This is a genomic window from Dactylosporangium sp. NPDC051485, assembly GCF_040682015.1.
Taxonomy (GTDB): domain Bacteria; phylum Actinomycetota; class Actinomycetes; order Mycobacteriales; family Micromonosporaceae; genus Dactylosporangium.
The window spans coordinates 83,200-101,238 of record NZ_JBFAZW010000008.1; the positions used below are offsets into that span (position 1 = coordinate 83,200).

General features: G+C 72.7%; 17 protein-coding genes and 1 pseudogene. 12 read left to right on the top strand and 6 right to left on the bottom strand.

All coding sequences use genetic code 11. From position 1 onward, the window contains the following. Nucleotides 1–213 precede the first annotated feature (213 nt). The 6 genes from AB0M46_RS06425 to AB0M46_RS06450 all read left to right on the top strand — a co-directional run bounded on the left by AB0M46_RS06425 (nucleotide 214) and on the right by AB0M46_RS06450 (nucleotide 4,466). A complete protein-coding gene (locus AB0M46_RS06425; protein ID WP_363333288.1) occupies nucleotides 214–1,743 on the top strand; it encodes a hypothetical protein in 1,530 nt (509 codons plus the stop codon). Between the two features lie 15 nt (nucleotides 1,744–1,758). Then, on the top strand, nucleotides 1,759–2,055 hold the full coding sequence (clpS, locus tag AB0M46_RS06430) for an ATP-dependent Clp protease adapter ClpS (protein WP_363333289.1): 297 nt from the start codon (nucleotides 1,759–1,761) through the stop codon (nucleotides 2,053–2,055). Further along, complete coding sequence (locus AB0M46_RS06435) at nucleotides 2,031–2,552, top strand: DUF2017 domain-containing protein (protein ID WP_363333349.1); 522 nt, start codon at nucleotides 2,031–2,033, stop codon at nucleotides 2,550–2,552. The genes clpS and AB0M46_RS06435 overlap by 25 nt, the downstream gene beginning before the upstream one ends. A 96-nt stretch (nucleotides 2,553–2,648) precedes the next feature. Beyond that, nucleotides 2,649–3,140 carry a M67 family metallopeptidase gene (locus AB0M46_RS06440; protein WP_363333290.1) on the top strand — a complete coding sequence of 164 codons (492 nt, stop codon included), beginning with the start codon at nucleotides 2,649–2,651 and terminating at the stop codon, nucleotides 3,138–3,140. Nucleotides 3,141–3,198: 58 nt separating this feature from the next. Further along, on the top strand, nucleotides 3,199–3,510 hold the full coding sequence (locus AB0M46_RS06445) for a MoaD family protein (protein WP_363333291.1): 312 nt from the start codon (nucleotides 3,199–3,201) through the stop codon (nucleotides 3,508–3,510). 5 nt (nucleotides 3,511–3,515) lie between these two features. Further along, on the top strand, nucleotides 3,516–4,466 hold the full coding sequence (locus tag AB0M46_RS06450; RefSeq protein WP_363333292.1) for a cysteine synthase: 951 nt from the start codon (nucleotides 3,516–3,518) through the stop codon (nucleotides 4,464–4,466). A gap of 100 nt (nucleotides 4,467–4,566) precedes the next feature. Here AB0M46_RS06450 and AB0M46_RS06455 read toward each other — a convergent pair whose 3' ends face one another. Further along, nucleotides 4,567–4,944 carry a hypothetical protein gene (locus AB0M46_RS06455; RefSeq protein WP_363333293.1) on the bottom strand — a complete coding sequence of 126 codons (378 nt, stop codon included), beginning with the start codon at nucleotides 4,942–4,944 and terminating at the stop codon, nucleotides 4,567–4,569. A 221-nt stretch (nucleotides 4,945–5,165) separates the two neighbouring features. Between AB0M46_RS06455 and AB0M46_RS06460 the strand changes: the two genes are divergently transcribed. From AB0M46_RS06460 to rdgB, 6 genes are all read left to right on the top strand, one after another. Then, nucleotides 5,166–5,918 (top strand): MBL fold metallo-hydrolase, encoded by a 753-nt coding sequence (locus AB0M46_RS06460; RefSeq protein ID WP_363333294.1) that lies wholly within the window; start codon nucleotides 5,166–5,168, stop codon nucleotides 5,916–5,918. Nucleotides 5,919–5,985: 67 nt separating this feature from the next. After that, nucleotides 5,986–7,134 (top strand): glycosyltransferase family 1 protein, encoded by a 1,149-nt coding sequence (locus AB0M46_RS06465; RefSeq protein WP_363333295.1) that lies wholly within the window; start codon nucleotides 5,986–5,988, stop codon nucleotides 7,132–7,134. Then, on the top strand, nucleotides 7,131–8,243 hold the full coding sequence (locus AB0M46_RS06470; RefSeq protein WP_363333296.1) for a glycosyltransferase: 1,113 nt from the start codon (nucleotides 7,131–7,133) through the stop codon (nucleotides 8,241–8,243). Before AB0M46_RS06465 ends, AB0M46_RS06470 begins: the two co-directional genes overlap by 4 nt. Further along, nucleotides 8,240–9,076 carry an SGNH/GDSL hydrolase family protein gene (locus tag AB0M46_RS06475; protein ID WP_363333297.1) on the top strand — a complete coding sequence of 279 codons (837 nt, stop codon included), beginning with the start codon at nucleotides 8,240–8,242 and terminating at the stop codon, nucleotides 9,074–9,076. The genes AB0M46_RS06470 and AB0M46_RS06475 overlap by 4 nt, the downstream gene beginning before the upstream one ends. Before the next feature lie 25 nt (nucleotides 9,077–9,101). Further along, nucleotides 9,102–9,830, top strand: coding sequence for a ribonuclease PH (gene rph / locus AB0M46_RS06480; RefSeq protein ID WP_363333298.1), 729 nt, complete (start codon nucleotides 9,102–9,104; stop codon nucleotides 9,828–9,830). Next, nucleotides 9,827–10,423, top strand: coding sequence for an RdgB/HAM1 family non-canonical purine NTP pyrophosphatase (rdgB, locus tag AB0M46_RS06485; RefSeq protein ID WP_363333299.1), 597 nt, complete (start codon nucleotides 9,827–9,829; stop codon nucleotides 10,421–10,423). Before rph ends, rdgB begins: the two co-directional genes overlap by 4 nt. A gap of 434 nt (nucleotides 10,424–10,857) precedes the next feature. On the opposite strand, the gene hutH is transcribed toward rdgB, so the two are convergent. The 5 genes and pseudogenes from hutH to hutU form a co-directional block, all read right to left on the bottom strand. After that, the gene (gene hutH, locus AB0M46_RS06490; protein ID WP_363333300.1) at nucleotides 10,858–12,378 is read right to left on the bottom strand and encodes a histidine ammonia-lyase; all 1,521 of its coding nucleotides are present in this window, start codon (nucleotides 12,376–12,378) and stop codon (nucleotides 10,858–10,860) included. After that, on the bottom strand, nucleotides 12,375–13,544 hold the full coding sequence (gene hutI / locus AB0M46_RS06495) for an imidazolonepropionase (RefSeq protein ID WP_363333301.1): 1,170 nt from the start codon (nucleotides 13,542–13,544) through the stop codon (nucleotides 12,375–12,377). Before hutI ends, hutH begins: the two co-directional genes overlap by 4 nt. Nucleotides 13,545–13,798: 254 nt before the next feature. Next, nucleotides 13,799–15,121: pseudogene (locus AB0M46_RS06500) on the bottom strand (formimidoylglutamate deiminase); the annotation flags it as partial. Further along, nucleotides 15,112–16,344, bottom strand: coding sequence for an allantoate amidohydrolase (locus tag AB0M46_RS06505; RefSeq protein WP_363333302.1), 1,233 nt, complete (start codon nucleotides 16,342–16,344; stop codon nucleotides 15,112–15,114). The pseudogene AB0M46_RS06500 and the gene AB0M46_RS06505, both read right to left, overlap by 10 nt. Continuing rightward, nucleotides 16,341–17,993: a urocanate hydratase gene (hutU, locus tag AB0M46_RS06510; protein WP_363333350.1), complete on the bottom strand. Its 1,653-nt coding sequence runs from the start codon at nucleotides 17,991–17,993 to the stop codon at nucleotides 16,341–16,343. The genes AB0M46_RS06505 and hutU overlap by 4 nt, the downstream gene beginning before the upstream one ends. Between the last annotated feature and the right edge of the window lie 46 nt (nucleotides 17,994–18,039).

Consider the following 18,039-nt stretch of genomic DNA (forward strand, 5'->3'; position numbering starts at 1 on the left):
GCAGCATATCGATAGGTCGATTACGGGGCGTACCCGCGGAAGCGCGAACTTGAGTAGTGCGTTCGGTTCCAGTTGAGTACCAGCAACCCTGCTGTTGTAAGTGGCTGTTCACGTAGCGTTCCGATGCCCCGCCCTGCGCGGCTCTGAGCTGCGCACGGACGGATCTTCCGGGGAGAAGGCACGCAACGCCGACCGCGCACAAGGAGGTCGCACATGGGCTTCGGGGTCATGCAGGCGCCGCTGATCGACCTGTCAATCATGTCGATGCCGGGCCGGACGGCCCGCACCAGCGGGAGTCTCGTGTCCATGCCGGTCCGCGGCAGCCGTAGCCATCGGCCGCCGATCGCCCCGTCCCAGCCGTCCCACCGCCGCCACGCCGTCGTCGCGGGCGCCTCCGGCGCGGGGAAGACCGCGCTGGTCAATGCGCTGATCCGGCGTACCGTCGCGGCCCGTGCCGACGCCGGGGACGCCTGGGTGGTGTTCCGCCCCGGCGAGCGCCCGGACGCCTGGGCCTTCGTGCCCGGGCACCGCGAGGCGCGGCCGTTCCCGGACCTGAGCTCGGTGAAGGGCCCGATCCGGCCGGCCCGGCGGATCGAGATCACCCATCCCTCGCCCCTGCTCGAGCGGCTCGCCTTGATCGACACGCCCGGCGCCGGGTGCGCGGACGCGGCCACCGCCGAGATCGTGCTCGACGCCGCCGGCAGCGGCCTGGGCCTGGTCTTCGTCGTCGACGCCGCCGCCCCGCTCGGCCGGACCGAGCTGGACCTGCTGGGCGCCGCGGCCGCCCGGGTGGACCGGATCGCCTTCGTGCTCACCCGCATCGACCAGCACGACGAGTGGACCGAGATGCTCGCGGCCAACCGCGCGCTGCTCGCCTCGCGGGGCCCACGGCTGGCCACCGCGCCCTGGTTCCCGGTGTCGCTGGAGCCGGACGGCGTCTTCGGCGTCGCCGAGCTGAGCCACGAGCTGGAGACCTGGGCCCGGGAGGACGCGTCGGCCGGCGAGCCCGCCGGCACCCGGCCGGGTGCGGTGACCGGGGCCACCGTGTCCGAGACCGGAGACGGCTGGCAGGCGCAGCTCGACCGCGAGGTCCAGGCCCGCCGGCTGGCCGCCATGGAGCGCGTGTCGATCGACCTGGCCACCATCCACGTGCGCTGCGTGCAGGAGCTCGGCTCCGGCAAGGGCTGCCCCGAGCTGCCCCGCGTGCTCGACCGGGAGCTGCACGCGCTGTCCCTGCGCAGCAGCCGCCAGCTGCGGGCCGACACCCGCGAGGCGATCGGCGCCGTCTTCGGCTCGCTGCTGGACACCCCGCCCGACGAGGCCGTGCTGGCCCGGGTGGTCGCGGCCGCCCGGCGGGTGGTCGACGGTCAGCGCGACGACGGCCGGGAGCGCGACCGCGCGCTGCTGGTCACCACCACCTCCGGCGTGGCCGCGCTCACCGGCGCCGGCGCCCTGGACAGCTTCTCCGTGGTCGGCGGGGGTGGCGACGACGCCGAGCAGGTGCTCTCCCCGGTCGGCATCGGGCTCAACGCCGGCTCCTACGCCATGTGGCAGCCCAAGCACGCGCCGGGCGGGCCGCCGAAGATGCCGGACAAGAAGGACTGCCGGCGCTGGCTCCAGCAGGCCCTGCGTGAGGTCGAGGTCGAGCTCGGTCACGAGCTCGGTGCGCGCTACGCGGAGCTGTGCCAGGCGCTGGCCATCATTGCGGGGGACGCGGTCGACCATGGCGTGCTGCTCGCTTGATGGCACCATGTTGGTATGGCGGCGCCGCAGGTCCTACCGATCGAAGAGACCCACGTCGAGGTTGACGAGGTGCCCCAGACCGACCGTCCGTGGGTGACCGTGGTCTGGAACGATCCCGTCAACCTCATGAGCTACGTGACCTGGGTCCTGCAGAAGCTGTTCGGGTACAGCAAGGAGAAGGCCGAACGCCTCATGCTCGACGTGCATCACAAGGGCAAGGCGATCGTCATCAGCGGGGCGCGCGAGCGGATGGAGTACGACGCGTCCCGGCTGCAGGCGCATGGCCTCTGGGCGACGGTGGAGCGATCGTGAACATGTTCGTGCGCGCCGGCAAGGTGTGCGTGGCCCGGTTCGGCCCGGCCGAGGCGGCGGTCCTCAACGAGGTCATGCTCGAGGTGATCACGCTGCTGTCGGAGGGCTTCGACCGCGCCGATCCCGTCATCGAGCGGCTGTTTCCCGATGTGTACCGCGACGACGCCGCCCTGTCCGCAGAGCTGCGCCGCTACACCGAGGACGACCTGCGCTCGGCCAAGCTGGAGCAGGCCGCCATGCTGCTCGACGGCCTGCCCGTCGAGGGCGGCGAGGTGGCGCTGGACGAGGAGCAGGCCGAGGCCTGGCTGAGGGCCCTGACCGACGTGCGGCTCACCCTCGGGCTGCGGATCGGCATCGTCGACGACGACATCGACGTCGAGGCGGAGCTCGACGAGGCGATCATGAGGGACCCGACGTCGGCCCGGGTCGGGCAGCTCTCCGTGTACCAGTACCTGACGTATCTCCAGGAGTCGCTCGTCGGCGCCCTCATGGGGTGAGGGTGATCACGGCAAGGGCTGCTCAGGCGTCGGCGCTCTCACGGGGTGAGGGCGGTCACGGGCAAGGGTCGCTCAGGTTTCGGTAGGCTGTCTGTCGTGCTGACCATCGACGCCGCGATCCTCGCCGCGATTGTCGCGCACGCGCGCCGGGACCACCCGGACGAGGCGTGCGGGATCGTCGCGGGCCCGGCGGGCTCCGACCGGCCGGAGCGGCTCGTGCCGATGGAGAACGCCGCCCGGTCCATGACGTTCTACGAGTTCGACTCCAAGGAGCAGCTGCGGCTGTGGCGGGAGATGGACGACGCCGACGAGGAGCCGGTCGTGGTCTACCACTCGCACACCGCGACCGAGGCCTACCCGTCCCGCACGGACGTCTCCTTCGCCGGCGAGCCGAACGCCCACTACCTGCTGGTGTCCACCCGCGATCCCGAGGTGACCGAGGTCCGGTCGTTCCGCATCGTGGACGGGGCCGTCACCGAGGAGCCGGTTGAGGTAGTTAATGCAGTCGTGGATCCGAATGCCGTCCAGAAGTACCTCTTCGGGCAGAGCCCGACGACCGTCGACTACGAGTGTCAGACCGGCAGCTGATCAAGCGCCGTCCGTCATCCGTCCGCACGTCGTTTTCCGAGGTCTTTGAGGAGTAATCATGGCTATCGAGGTTCGCATCCCCACCATCCTGCGCAGCTACACCGGCGGCGCCAAGACCGTCGAGGGCTCCGGCGACACCATCGCCGACCTACTGACCGACCTGGACTCGCGCCACGCGGGGCTGAAGGACCGCCTCATCACCGGTGAGGGCGGCCTGCACCGCTTCGTCAACGTGTACATCAACGACGAGGACGTCCGCTTCCTCGGCGCGCTCGACGCGAAGGTCAACGACGGCGACTCCGTGACGATCCTGCCCGCCGTCGCGGGCGGCGCGTTCGCGTTCGCCGCCGCTCAGGCCCTGCGGGGCTGATCGTCGTGGCGCGCTACGAGTCCCTGCTCGACGCGTGCGGAAACACGCCGCTGATCGGTCTGCCCCGGCTCTCGCCGAGCGCCGACGTGCGGTTGTGGGCCAAGCTCGAGGATCGCAACCCGACGGGAAGCGTCAAGGACCGCGTGGCGCTGTGGATGGTGAAGGCGGCCGAGGAATCCGGCCGCCTCCGCCCGGGCGACACGATCATCGAGCCCACCAGTGGCAACACCGGCATCGCGCTGGCGATGGTGGCGAAGCTGCGGGGCTATCGGCTGGTCTGCGTCATGCCGGAGAACGTCTCCTCCGAGCGCACGGCCATCCTGCGCATGTACGGCGCGGAGATCATCTTCTCGCCGGCCGCCGGCGGCTCCAACCGGGCCGTGGCCGTGGCCAAGGAGATCGCGGCTGACCACCCGGACTGGGTGATGCTGTACCAGTACGGCAACGAGGCCAACGCCCGTGCCCACTACGAGTCGACCGGCCCGGAGATCCTGCGCGACCTGCCGGGCATCACCCACTTCGTGGCGGGCCTGGGCACCACGGGCACGCTCATGGGCGTGGGGCGCTACCTGCGCGAGAAGGTCGAGGACATCGAGGTCATCGCCGCCGAGCCGCGCTACGGCGAGCTCGTCTACGGCCTGCGCAACCTCGACGAGGGCTATGTGCCGGAGCTGTACGACGCGACGGTGCTCACCCGGCGCTTCTCGGTCGGCACCCGCGACTCGGTGCTGCGGACCCGGCAGCTGGTCGAGGTCGAGGGGATGTTCGTCGGCTTCTCGACCGGCGCCGTGCTGCACGCGGCCCTGTCGGTGGCCCACCAGGCGCTCAAGGCCGGCAAGCGGGCCGACGTGGTGTTCCTGGTGGCGGACGGGGGATGGAAGTACCTCTCGACCGGTGCGTACGGCGGGACCCTGGCCGAGGCGGAGAGCGCCCTCGAGGGCCAGCTCTGGGCCTGACGGCCCTGCAGAACGGGCGCGGCTCGGGGATGTCCGGCATGTCGGGCGCTGGTACGTCACGACATGCCGGATTTGTACGGTGCCAGGGTATAAAAAGCCCTCAGAGGCCCGTCACGATCCAGCCGGTCAGCAGGCTCGCCGAGGCGACGCCCAGCAGTGCGAACGGCAGGCGGCGGCGGTGAACGCTCGCGAACGCCCCGATCGTGCACGCCAGCCCCAGCAGGCCGATGGTGACGACGGTGGGGGCGTACCAGCCGCGGTACTCCGCCACGAGGCCCACGAACGCCCGCAAGGCCACCGCCATGCCCCCGAGGCCCAGCGCGGCCGCCCAGGCGCACACGGTGGCGATCTGGCGGTTGGCGGGGCGCGGGTCGTTGCCGGTCGGCAATCGGAACGCGTCCGGCAGCTGGCGGCGTAGTTGCTTGACGCGCTGGGAAAACGTCGACCGACACGGTGCCTCCTGAAGAACCTGGCTCACTGGGTGCAACGAGCAGGGTCGTTGAGCGTGACGCAACCGTGTCACGTTGGCGACATCTGGCGTCCGATCATTCAGCCTGGGCTGCCAGTCCGGCGTAGGCTGCGCAGCGTGACGGCCCGTGCCCTACAACGGCCGGCCTGGCGATTGGATCTATCCTCACCTGACCGGTGTGATCCACAGATTCGGACGAAGACGGGAGACGGCGGGTTGAGGGCAGCACCATGAGGCTCACGGTTCTCGGCTGCGCCGGCAGCTTCCCGGGCCCGGAAGCGCCCTGCTCCGCCTATCTGGTCGAGGCGGACGGCTTCCGTCTGCTGGTCGACTTCGGCCCCGGCTCCATGTCGAGCCTGCAGCGCTACGGCGGGCTGTACTCGATCGACGCCATCCTGCTGTCGCACCTGCACTGCGACCACATGCTCGACGCCTGCTCGTACATCGTGGCCCGGCACTACGGCCCGGCCGGCAAGTATCCGCCGCTGCCCGTCTACGCCCCGGTGGCCGCCCCCGAGCGGATCGCCGCGGCCTACGGCGGGGAGAACGAGCCGCTCTCGCTGGCCGACGTCTACACCTTCTACGCCCTGCAGCCCGGCAGCTTCCCGATCGGGCCCTTCCAGGTCACCGTCGACCGGGTCAATCACCCGATCGAGACGTACGGCGTGCGGATCGAGCACGGTGGCAAGGTGCTCACCTACTCCGCCGACACCGCTCCCTGCGAGGCGCTGATCCGGCTCGCCCAAGGCGCCGACGCTTTTTTGTGTGAGGCGAGTTACCTTGACGGCGTCGACAACCCGCCAGATCTCCACCTCACCGGGCGGGAGGCGGCCGAGCACGCGACCAAGGCGGGCGTCGGGCGACTGCTGCTCACGCACCTGGTGCCGGCGTGGGGGAGCGAGGCATTGACGCTCGAAGCGGCCTCGGGAGCGTTCGCCGGACCGATCGATGTCGTCCGACCAGGCGCTCGGTACGACATTTAGGAACCCGTTTGCCGTTTGGCCAACATATCGTGGCCGCATGCATGGACACCCCCCTCATGGTCATGGCATGCGGATCGCGATCGTCACCGAATCGTTCCCGCCCGATGTGAATGGTGTGGCCCACTCCGTCGTCCGGGTCGCCGAACATCTCGTCGCGCGTGGCCACGAGCCGCTCGTGATCGCGCCCCAGCCGTCGTCCGCGGCGCGATCGGTCACCGGCTCGTTCCCGTACCAGATCATCCGGGTTCCGTCAGTGGCGACGCCCGGCTACGGGAGCTTCCGGCTGGGCCTGCCCAGCCCGCGCCTGGCCGCCGCCCTGAAGGCCCATCGCACCGACCTCGTCCACCTGGCCAGCCCGTTCGTGCTCGGTGCGCGCGGCATGACCGTGGCCTCGTCGCTCGGGCTGCCCACCGTGGCGGTCTACCAGACGGACGTCCCGTCCTACGCCCGCCTGTACTACAAGTCCAACCTTGGCGAGTCGGCCGCCTGGCGCTGGCTGCGACGCATCCACAACGCCGCCGACCGGACCCTGGCGCCCTCGACCGCGGCCGCCACGGCGCTGCACAGCCACGGCATCGAGCGCGTCTGGCTCTGGCGCCGGGGCGTCGACGCGGCCCGGTTCGACCCGCGCCACCGCTCGGCCGCCCTGCGCCGCGCGGTCGCCGCCGACGGGCAGGTCATCGTCGGGTACGTCGGCCGCCTCGCCGTCGAGAAGCGGGTCGATCTGCTCGCCTCGGTCAGCCGCATCCCCGGCGTCCGGGTGGTCGTCGTCGGCGACGGCCCGGCCCGCGCGAACCTCGAGCGGGCCATGCCGGAGGCGGTGTTCCTCGGCGAGCGGCGCGGCGCCCAGCTGGCCCGGATCTTCGCCAGCCTCGACCTCTTCGTGCACACGGGCCCGTTCGAGACCTTTGGCCAGACCATCCAGGAGGCCCTGGCCAGCGGCGTACCGGTGGTCGCCCCGGCCCAGGGCGGCCCGCTCGACCTGGTCGACGACGGCCGGACCGGGCTGCTCGTGCCGCCCGGCGACGCCGCCGCGCTCGTCGACGCGGTCGCCTCGCTGGTCAACGACCCGGAGCGGCGCCAGGCCATGGGCGTCGCGGCCCGGGTCGCCGTCGCCTCGCGCACCTGGGCGGCGGTCGGGGACGAGCTGATCAGGCACTACGTGGACGTGCACTCGGGGGGCGTGGCCGCCCGGTCCGTATCGATCCCGGCATGACCTCACGGATCGTGCGGCTGGCCAACTTCGTCATGCCGCGCTCCGGGGGGCTGCGAACGGCGCTCCAGGCCCTCGGCGAGGGGTACCTCGCCGCGGGCCACGAGCCGATCCTCATCGTCCCGGGGGCCGTCTACTCCGACGAGATGACCGGGCAGGGCCGGGTGATCACGATCCCCGGGACGATCGTGCCCGGCACCGGCGGGTATCGCGTCCTGCTGGCCCGCCGCCGCCTCATGAGGCTGCTCGAGCGCCTCGAGCCCGACCGGCTCGAGGTCTCCGACCGGTTCACGCTGCGCTGGACCGGCCGCTGGGCCCGAGAGCGGGGCATCCCGGCGGTCATGGTCTCCCACGAGAGCCTCGCCGGGCTGCTCACCTTCGCCGGCCCGCTCAGCAACCCGTGGGCCGACCTGCTCAACTCCCGCAGCTTCCGCTCGTACGACCGCATCGTGTGCACCACCAACTGGGCCGCCGCCGAGTTTCGCCGCCTCGGGGCCGGCAACGTCAGCCAGGTGCCGCTCGGGGTCGACCTCGAGCTGTTCAACCCGGCGCGGTACGACGACTCCCTGCGCGCCCGCTACGCCACGCCCGGCCAGGTCCTGCTCGTGCACTGCGGCCGCCTGTCGTCGGAGAAGCGCCCCGAGCGCTCCGTCGAGGCCCTCATCGCGCTGCGCAAGCGGGGCGTCGACGCGGTGCTCGTGATCATCGGCGACGGCCCGCTTCGCGCCCGGCTGCAGGAGCAGGCGCACGGCCACCCGATCCGCTTTATGGAGTTCGTGGCGGAGCGCACCGCCGTCGCATCGCTGCTCGCCACCGCGGACGTCGTCATCTCGCCCGGCCCGATCGAGACCTTCGGGCTGGCCGGGCTGGAGGCGCTCGCCTGCGGCACGCCCGTCGTCGTGGACGCGGCGTCCGCGCAACCCGAGGTGGTCGGCGCCGCCGGCGTCGCCGTCACCAATGACTTTGCGGGAGGTGTACTCCAGGTGCTCACCCGACCGGCAGCCGCGCGTCGCGCCGACGCCCGGGCTCGCGCTGAGCAGTTCTCGTGGCCGGCCTCCGTCGCCGGCTTCCTCGCCGTCCACCACTCGTCGTCGACGGTGGCCGTGCGATGACGGTGTTCGCCGCCCTCGGTGACTCGACCACCGCGGGCTACGGGGACAGGGTCAAGGGCGCCTGGCGGGGCTGGGCGCCGATCTTCGCCGCGGCCCTCGGCGTCAAGCTGCACAACCTCGCCACCAGCGGCGCACGGGCGGCCGACCTCGAGCGCGACCAGCTGCCGAAGGCCCTCTCCGTGGCCCCGGACCTGGCCGCCGTGCTCATCGGCACCAACGACACGCTGCGGGACCCGTTCGACTCCTCCCGCTTCGCCGGGCACCTCGAGCGCACCGTCGCCGCCCTGCGCGGCGCCGGTGCCGAGGTGCTCACCATCCGGCTGCCCGACCCGGGCCGGATGTTCGGCCTGCCCGGCTCCCTCGCCCGCCCCCTGGCCCGGCGCATGGCCGAGATCAACGAGGCCGCCGACCTCGTCGCCGCCCGCTACGACACCGTGCACTTCGACGCGGCGGGCGACTCGGACTCGTACGACCGGCGGATGTGGAGCGTCGACCGGCTCCACCCGAGCGAGCGCGGGCACCGGTTCCTCGCCTGCTCGTACTTCGACCTGCTGGACAGGCGAGGCGTGCTCGAGCGCCTCGGGCTCGTCGGCCCGTCGTCCGGCCGCCCCTCGCCCGAGCCCAGCAGCCCGCCGCCGGCCCTCGGCGCCCAGGCGCTCTGGATGGCCACCGCGGGCTCCGCGTGGGTGATCCGCCGCTCCACCGACCTCCTCCCGGGCCTGCTCCGCCTCGCCTGGGCGGAGTGGCGCCACGGCTCGCCGGACCTCGACATCCTGGACCTTGACCTCGGCTCGCCCGTGCGGCCCGACGAGGTACCGGGGAAGGTTGCGTAATCGCCCAATGACTAGGGTGGTCGGTATGGCTCGACCCGATGGACGCACACCCGACCAACTTCGACCCGTATCGATCACTCGCCAGTGGAGCATGCACCCCGAGGGGTCCGTGCTCGTCGAGTTCGGCAACACCCGGGTGCTCTGCACCGCCAGCGTCACCGAGGGCGTGCCCCGCTGGCGCAAGGGCTCCGGCCTGGGCTGGCTCACCGCCGAGTACGCCATGCTCCCGCGCGCCACCACCACCCGCAGCGACCGGGAAAGCGTCAAGGGCAAGATCGGCGGCCGCACCCACGAGATCTCCCGCCTCATCGGCCGCAGCCTGCGCGCCTGCATCGACCTCAAGGCGCTCGGCGAGAACTCCATCGTCCTGGACTGCGACGTCCTGCAGGCCGACGGCGGCACCCGCACCGCCGCCATCACCGGCGCGTACGTGGCCCTCCACGACGCCGTGCAATGGCTGGCCACCCAGCGCAAGCTCGCCGGCAAGCCCGCCGACGCCCTGCACCGCTCCGTCTCCGCCGTCAGCGTCGGCATCATCGGCGGCCAGCCCCGCCTCGACCTCTGCTACGAAGAGGACGTCGTCGCCGACGTCGACATGAACGTCGTGTGCACCGGCGCCGGCGACTTCGTCGAGGTCCAGGGCACCGGGGAGCAGGGCGTCTTCGCCCGCGCCGAGCTCGACGCCCTGGTCGACCTCGCCGCCGCCGGCTGCGCCGAGCTGGCCACGCTCCAGCAGAAGGCGATCGCCGGATGAAGCTCCTCCTGGCCACCCGCAACAAGAAGAAGCTCATCGAGCTGCGCCGCGTCCTCGAGTCCTCCGCCCCGCACGTAGAGCTGCTGGGCCTCGACGAGGTGGAGACCTACCCCGAGGCGCCCGAGACCGGGCTGACCTTCGAGGAGAACGCCCTCCTGAAGGCGAGGGAGGCCGTCCAGTACACCGGGCTGCCCAGCGTCGGCGACGACTCGGGCCTGTCCGTGGACGCCCTGAACGGCATGCCGGGCGTCTTCTCGGCCCGCTGGTCCGGCCTTCCCAGCGGCGCCCCCGACCGCGACGGCGCCAACCTCCGCCTGGTCCTCGCCCAGCTCGGCGACGTCCCGGACGAGCACTTGGGCGCCGCCTTCGTCTGCGCCGCCGCCCTGGTGTACCCGGACGGCCGCGAGGAGGTCTTCCGCGGCGAGGTCCGGGGCCACCTGATCCGCGCCCCACGTGGTGAGGGCGGCTTCGGGTACGACCCCATCTTCGTGCCCGACGGCCACGCCGAGACCACCGCCGAGCTCTCGCCCGAGGCCAAGGACGCCATCAGCCACCGCGGCAAGGCCTTCCGGGCCCTGGCAGCACACCTGTAACCACCCCGCCCGCCCGCCGACCTCGTTTCGGCGGGCGCGGCGGGAGTGTCCCTCCCCGCGCCACACGGCTTCCGCGGCGCCTGGCCCTTTGCTCTCACGGGGTCGATTGGGCATGGTGCTGCGCAGCCTCCGCGCCGTGGTCCTCTGTGCGGCGCCTGGTCCCTCTGTGCGGCGCCCTGGTCCCTCTGTGCGGCGCCTGGTTCCTCTGCGCGGCCTCCGCGGCGCCTGGCTCTATTGCGCCGCTTTCGTGGCGAGGCCGCCCCTGCCTCGCCACGCACCTCTCGTGGCGGCTGCCCCGCCTCCTCTGCGCGCACCCTTCGCGTGTCGGCCGCGCCGCTGCTGGGCAGTGCCCTGCGGCGGCTGTCCCGCCTTTCTGGGCGGGTTCCTGTGGTGGCAGTCCCCGCCCCTTCTGCGCCGTTCCCGCGGCGGCCGCCTCAGGACAGGGGGCCGGCCGTCGCCTCGATCTCCTTCCGCAGGTCTCGGGACCACACCAGGGCGCGGGCGGCCTCCATCACCGGGGCGAGGAACACGTCCGGGCCCGGGCGGCCGGCGAACCGCTCGACCGTCGCCACCGCGAGCCGGCCGGCGGGCGACGGCTGGAGCGGGGCCCTCAACTGGATGCCACGGACCGCCGAGATCAGCTCGACCGCCAGGATGCTGCACAGGTTGTCCAGGACGGTGCGCAGCTTGCGGGTCGCCGCCCACCCCATCGAAACGTGGTCCTCCTGCATGCCCGACGTCGGCAGCGAGTCCACGCTCGCCGGCGCCGCCAGCCGGCGGTTCTCGGCGACGATGCCCGCCGCCGTGTACTGCGCGATCATCAGCCCCGAGTTCACGCCCGGGTCCGGCGTCAGGAACGGCGGCAGCTCCCGCGACCGGCTCACGTCCAGCAGCCGGTCGACCCGCCGCTCCGCGATCGCCCCCACCTCGGCCGCCGCGATCGCGAGGTAGTCGGCGGCGAACCCGAGCGGCGCCCCGTGGAAGTTGCCGGTCGACTCCACCCGGCCGTCGGTGAGCACCACCGGGTTGTCGACGATCGAGCGCAGCTCCCGCCCCGCGACCGTCGCCGCGAACTCCAGTGTGTCCCGCGCGGCCCCGGCCACCTGCGGCGCGCACCGCATCGAATACGCGTCCTGCACCGCATGCGCCAGGTCGTCCCGGTGCGAATCCATGATCGGCGACCCCTGCAGCAGCCGGTGGATGTTCGCCGCCGACGCCGCCTGCCCGGGGTGCGGCCGGATCGTGTGCAGTTCCGGCATGAAGGGCCGGTCCGAGCCGAGCATCGCCTCGATCGACAGCGCCGCGGTCACGTCCGCCATCGTGAACAGGTGCGCGGCGTCCTCGATGGCCATGAGCAGCATGCCGAGCATGCCGTCGGTGCCGTTGATGAGCGCCAGCCCCTCCTTCGACGACAGCTCGATCGGCGAGACGCCCGCGTCGAGAGCGCTGACCCGCGTGCCGTCCTTGGCCAGCACCCACCCCTCGCCGATCAGCACCAGCGCGCAGTGCGCCAGCGGGGCGAGGTCACCGGACGCGCCGAGCGACCCGTGCTCGGGCACCCAGGGCGTGATGCCGGCGTTCAACAGTTCGACGAGCGCCTGCGCGACTTCGGGCCGCACCCCGGAGCGCCCCATCGCGAGCGACCGGATGCGCAGGAGCATCATCGCCCGGACGACCTCCCGGGGCATCGGCGCCCCGACGCCCGCCGCGTGGGACCGGATCAGCGCGTGCTGCAGCTCGGCCCGTCGCTCGGGCGCGATGAACGTGTTGGCGAGCGCCCCGAACCCGGTCGACACCCCGTACACGGGCCGCCCGTTCCGTTCGATGTCATCGACGATCGCGCGGCTCGCGCGCATGGCGTCGAGCGCGTCCTGCGCGAGGGTCACCCGCGCGTTGGCCCGGGCGACCGCGATCAGGTCGTCGGGGCTGATGCCAGAGGCGGTGATGGTGATCAAACCAGCTCCCCATTGAGCACGACGGTAGTTGTGAGCGGCACCCCGGGCCGGTAGGCCAGGTGCACGTGTGAGGGGGCGTCGAGCACGACCAGGTCGCCGCGCGCCCCGACGGTGAGATGCCCGACGTCGCCGCGGCGCAGCGCCGCCGCCCCGCCGCGGGTAGCGGCGAGCACGGCCTCGGCCGGCGTCATCCCCATCTCGCGCACGGCAAGCGCGATGCAGAACGGCATCGACGTGGTGTACGACGACCCGGGATTGCAGTCGGTGGCCAGCGCGACAGTCGCCCCGGCATCGATCAGCGCCCTCGCCGGCGGGTACGGCGACCGCGTCGAGAACTCCGCCCCAGGTAGCAGCGTCGCCACGGTGGCCGAGTCGGCCAGCGCCGCGATGTCGGCCTCGGACAGGTGCGTGCAGTGGTCCGCGGAGGCCGCGTTGAGCTCGACCGCGAGCTGCACGCCGGGCCCCTGCGTCAGCTGGTTGGCGTGCACGCGCACACCCAGCCCGGCGTCCGCGCCGACGGTCAGGATCGCCCGCGAGTGATCGGCGTCGAAGGCGCCGCGCTCGCAGAACACGTCGATCCAGCGCGCCCCGGCACCACACGCCGCCGTGAGCATCGGCCCGCAGATCAGGCTGACATAGTCGTCGGCCCGCTCGGCATACTCCGCCGGCACCACGTGCGCCCCGAGAAACGTCGTCTCGACCGTGAACTCCCGCGCGATCTGCAGCGACCGGGTCTCGTCCGCCACGGTCAGCCCATACCCGGACTTGATTTCCATCGTCGTCGTGCCCTGCCGCAGCGCCTCGCCTCGCAGCCGGCCGACGTTGGCGCGCAGCTGCTCGTCCTCCGCCGCGCGCGTGGCCCCGACCGTGGTGCGGATGCCGCCCCCCGTGTACGGCTCCCCGCCCATCCGCGCCGCGAACTCGGCCGACCGGTCGCCCGCGAACACCAGGTGCGAGTGGCTGTCGACGAACCCGGGCAGCACCGCCGCACCGTCGGCGTCGAGCCGCGCGTCGGCCATCGGCGCGTCCACGGCCCGCCCGATCCACTCGACGCGCCGGTCGTCGATCACGAGGGCGGCATGACGACGGATGCCGAGCGGGCCCTTGCCCCAGGCCGGATCCCCGGTGACCAGCTCGCCGATGTTGGTGACCAGCAGCGACCTCATCGCCCCGCCCCGATCCGCCCGGACCCGAGACCGGCCGAGACCACACCCATCCCGGGACCGCCTCCGGCCTGTGGGTTGCCGCTCGCTCGACCGGCGGCGTCGATCGGGCCGTCGTCGGCCGGCGGCGTCCCGCTGCCGTCCACCTGGGCTTGCTTCGCGCGGGCATCCTCCGCGCTGGCCTTCTCCGCGGGGGTTGTCGTTGCGCGGGTCGCCCTGGTCTGGTCGGTCGCGGGCTCCGGACGGCCGGGCGTGGGGATGGCCGCCAGCGCCCTGGTCAGGGCGGCTCCGACGTCGGGCATTGCCAGGTGCACCCCGTCGCGTACGACAACGCGTCCGTCGATCACCACGTGGCGGACGTCGCCGGCGGTGGCCGCGAACCCAATTGCCGCCGGGTCGCAGCCGGCCGTGCGGGGCGAGTCCAGCGCCACGGTGACCAGGTCGGCGCGGGCGCCGACCGCGATCGTGCCGGCGTGCGCCCAGCCCAGCGCGGCGTGCCCGGCGGCGGTGGCCGCGCCGATCAGCTCGGCGCCGGTGAAGTGGCCACGGTGCTCGGTGCGCAGGCGCTCGTGCATCTCCATCCCGCGCGCCTCCTCGAACAGGTCGATGACCGCGTGGCTGTCGCTGCCGAGGCTCAGCGGGCTGCCCCCGTCGGCGAGCGCCCGGGCCGGCCCGATGCCGTCGGCGAGGTCCCGCTCGGTGGTCGGGCAGAAGCACACCCCGGTGCCGGTGTCGCCGAGCTCGGCCCGGTCGGCGTCGGTCAGGTGCGTGGCGTGCACGGCCGTCACCCGTCCGCCGAGCAGCCCTCGGTCGGCGAGCAGCTCCGTCGGGGTACACCCGTGAACGGCCAGACAGGCCTCGTTCTCGGCCCGCTGCTCCGACAGGTGCACGTGGGTCGGCATCCCCTCGGTGCGCGCCGCGAACTCGGCGAGCACGCCGGCCGGGACGGCCCGGACGCTGTGCGCCGCCGCGCCGATCCGCGCGTGGGGCCGGGCCCGCAGCCGGTCCAACCGGCTCGACCAGGCGTCGAACGATCCGTCGCCGAACCGCAGCTGCACACCCTCGAGCGGCCGCCCATCGACCCCGGCGGTCAGGTACAGCGTGTCGAGCAGCGTGATCCGGATGCCGGCGTCCGCGGCCGCCGCGATCAGCGCCTCGCCCATCGCGTTGGGGTCGGAGTACTTCGCGCCGCCCGGGGCGTGGTGCAGATAGTGGAACTCCCCGACACACGTGATGCCGGCGAGCGCCATCTCCCCGTACACGGCGACCGCCAGCGCGTGGTAGGAGTCGGGGTCCAGCGCGCCCGCCACCGCGTACATCTGGTCGCGCCACGTCCAGAACGTCCCCCGGCCCCGCTGCGTGCGCCCCCGCAGGGCACGGTGGAAGGCGTGGGAGTGCGCGTTGGCCAGGCCGGGCAGCGTGACGCCCGGGAGCCGCACGGCGCCGCCGGCCTCGGCCGCCTCCGAGGGCGTCCCCGGCCGCACGGTCACGAACCGGCCGCCGGCCAGCTCGAGCAGCACGTCGTCGGCGATGCCCGTCGGAAGCCAGGCGTGAGCGCAGTGGTACCGCGTCACTGACATAGCCGTGCCAGCAGATCGGTGAGCTTCTCCACCCCGACGGCGCAGTCGGCGTCGGAGGCGGACTCCTGCGGGGCGTGGGAGATGCCAGTCGGGTTGCGCACGAAGAGCATCGCGGTGTCGACGTGGCCGGCGAGCACCCCGGCGTCGTGCCCGGCCCCGGTCGGCAGCACCGGCGCGTCCAGGATCGTCGTGGCCAGCCGACTCACGTCCCCGGCGAAATCCACCTCGCCGGTCGTCGACTCGGCGGCCATGACCACATGCGTCCCGTCCAGCCGGGCCCGCTCCTCGGCCCGCTGATGGATCGACTCCACCAGCTTCTGCAGGGTGTCGGCGTCGGCGGCCCTGGCGTCCAGCCAGGCCGAGGCCCGGGAGGCGATCGCGTTCGTGGCGTTGGGCGCGACGTCGACCCGGCCGACCGTCGCGTGTGCGCCGTGCGCCCGGGCGGCCTCGTCACTGGCCAGCACCGTGTGCGCCAAGGTCAGCATCGGATCGTGCCGGTCCGACATCCGGGTCGTGCCGGCGTGGTTGCCCTGCCCGGTGAAGTCGAAGCGGTACCGCCCGTGCGGCCAGATCGCGCTGGCCACCCCGACCGGCGCGTCGAGGTGATCGAGGGCTCGTCCCTGCTCGACGTGGAGCTCGACGAACGCCCCGATGCGGGCCAGTCGCTCGGGATCGGGGCCCAGCCGGTCGGGGTCGAGCCCGGCCCGGCCCATCGCGTCGGCGAGCCACGTCCCCTCACGGTCGCGCAGCCGCAGCGCCTTGGCCGGGTCGTAGCCCCCGGTGAGCAGCCGCGATCCCAGGCACGGCACTCCGAACCGGGCGCCCTCCTCCTCGGTGAACACGACCACCGCGAGCGGCCGCGACGGCGTCACGCCGCGCTCCCGGAGCCGGTCGACGGCGAGCAGCCCCGACACGACGCCCAGCGGGCCGTCGTAGGCCCCGCCGTGCGGCACCGAGTCCAGGTGGCTGCCGGTGACGATGGCGCCCTCGCCCTCCGGGTCGCCCCACCAGGCCCACAGGTTGCCGTTGCGGTCGATCTCGACCTCGAGGTCGCGGTCCAGTGCCTCCTCGACGAACCACTCCCGGCAGACGAGGTCGACGTCCGTCCACGAGTGGCGCATGTACCCGCCGTCGTCGCCGGCCCGGCCCACCGGGCTCAGCGACCCCCACAGCGCGGCGAACCGCTCGGCGTTCACCGTGGTGGCCGTTGCGTTGTCGCTCATGACTGCTCCCGCATCGGTACTCGAAGGCTGGTCGCCTCGGCGACCTCGGACGCGTCTTCGTACCCGGCGTCGACGTGCCGCAGCACGCCCATCGCGGGGTCGTTGGTGAGCACTCGTGCCAGCTTCTGCGCGGCGAGGTCGGTGCCGTCGGCGACCGAGACCTGGCCCGCGTGGATCGACCGCCCGATCCCCACCCCGCCGCCGTGGTGTATCGACACCCACGACGCGCCCGATGCGGTGTTGACCAGGGCGTTGAGCAGTGGCCAGTCGGCGATGGCGTCGGAGCCGTCACGCATCGCCTCCGTCTCCCGGTAGGGCGAGGCGACGGACCCCGTGTCGAGGTGGTCGCGCCCGATGACGATCGGGGCCTCGATGGTCCCGTCGGCGACCATCTCGTTGAACCGCAGGCCCGCGCGGTCGCGTTCGCCCTGCCCGAGCCAGCAGATCCGGGCCGGCAGGCCCTGGTAGGCGACGCGCTCCTGCGCCATCGTGATCCAGCGCCGCAGGGACTCGTTCTCTGGGAAGAGTTCCAGGACCGCACGGTCGGTGGCGGCGATGTCGGCCGGGTTGCCGGACAGCGCCGCCCATCGGAAGGGGCCCTTGCCTTGGCAGAAGAGCGGCCTGATGTACGCCGGGACGAAGCCCGGGAACGCGAACGCTCGATCGAATCCGCCGAGTTGTGCCTCGCCCCGGATCGAGTTGCCGTAGTCGAACACCTCGGCCCCGCGATCGAGGAACCCGACCATCGCCTCCACGTGCCGGGCCATCGAGTGCCGCGCCCGGTCGGTGAACTCTTCGGGCTTCTTCGCCGCGTAGTCTGCCGCGTCCTCGGGCGCGATCCCGCTCGGCACGTACGACAGCGGGTCGTGCGCCGAGGTCTGATCGGTCACGATGTCGACGGCGACGCCCATCCGCAACAGCTCGGGCAGCAGCAGCGCGGCGTTGCCCACGACGCCGACCGACAGGGACCGCCGGGCGATCTGCGCCTCCACCGCGAGCCGCACCCCGGCCTCGAGCGAGTCGGCGATGACATCGAGATAGCGGGTCGCGACGCGGCGCTCCAGCCGGCCCCGGTCGACGTCGATGATGAGACAGGCCCCGCCGTTCATCGTCACCGCCAGCGGCTGGGCGCCACCCATGCCGCCGCACCCCGCGGTCACCGTCAGCGTGCCGGCCAGCGAGCCGCCGAACCGCTTCTCGGCCACCGCCGCGAAGGTCTCGTAGGTGCCCTGCAGGATGCCCTGTGTGCCGATGTAGATCCACGAGCCGGCGGTCATCTGGCCGTACATCGTCAGGCCCAGCGCCTCCAGCCGGCGGAACTCCGGCCAGTTGGCCCAGTCGCCGACCAGGTTGGAGTTGGCGATGAGGACTCGCGGCGCCCATTCGTGCGTCTGCAACACGCCGACCGGGCGGCCCGACTGGACCAGCATCGTCTCGTCCGGGGCCAGCGTCGTCAGCGTGCGGACCAGCGCCCGGAACGAGGGCCAGTCCCTGGCGGCCTTGCCCGTGCCGCCGTAGACGACCAGGTCCTGCGGGCGCTCCGCCACCTCGGGGTCGAGGTTGTTCATGAGCATGCGCAGGGCTGCCTCCTGTTGCCAGCCTCGCGCCGTCAACTGAGTGCCCCGAGGGGCACGGACCGCTTCCATGATTCTCCTCGGCTAGGTGTCGGCTAGGGTCGGCTCGGCTAGGGGTTGG

Coding starts and splice junctions, on each gene's coding strand:
- AB0M46_RS06425 (WP_363333288.1), top strand. CDS start 214: ATGGGCTTCGGGGTCATGCAGGCGCCGCTGATCGACCTGTCAATCATG.
- clpS (WP_363333289.1), top strand. CDS start 1,759: ATGGCGGCGCCGCAGGTCCTACCGATCGAAGAGACCCACGTCGAGGTT.
- AB0M46_RS06445 (WP_363333291.1), top strand. CDS start 3,199: ATGGCTATCGAGGTTCGCATCCCCACCATCCTGCGCAGCTACACCGGC.
- AB0M46_RS06460 (WP_363333294.1), top strand. CDS start 5,166: ATGAGGCTCACGGTTCTCGGCTGCGCCGGCAGCTTCCCGGGCCCGGAA.
- AB0M46_RS06465 (WP_363333295.1), top strand. CDS start 5,986: ATGCGGATCGCGATCGTCACCGAATCGTTCCCGCCCGATGTGAATGGT.
- AB0M46_RS06470 (WP_363333296.1), top strand. CDS start 7,131: ATGACCTCACGGATCGTGCGGCTGGCCAACTTCGTCATGCCGCGCTCC.
- AB0M46_RS06475 (WP_363333297.1), top strand. CDS start 8,240: ATGACGGTGTTCGCCGCCCTCGGTGACTCGACCACCGCGGGCTACGGG.
- rph (WP_363333298.1), top strand. CDS start 9,102: ATGGCTCGACCCGATGGACGCACACCCGACCAACTTCGACCCGTATCG.
- rdgB (WP_363333299.1), top strand. CDS start 9,827: ATGAAGCTCCTCCTGGCCACCCGCAACAAGAAGAAGCTCATCGAGCTG.
- hutI (WP_363333301.1), bottom strand. CDS start 13,544: ATGAGGTCGCTGCTGGTCACCAACATCGGCGAGCTGGTCACCGGGGAT.
- AB0M46_RS06505 (WP_363333302.1), bottom strand. CDS start 16,344: ATGAGCGACAACGCAACGGCCACCACGGTGAACGCCGAGCGGTTCGCC.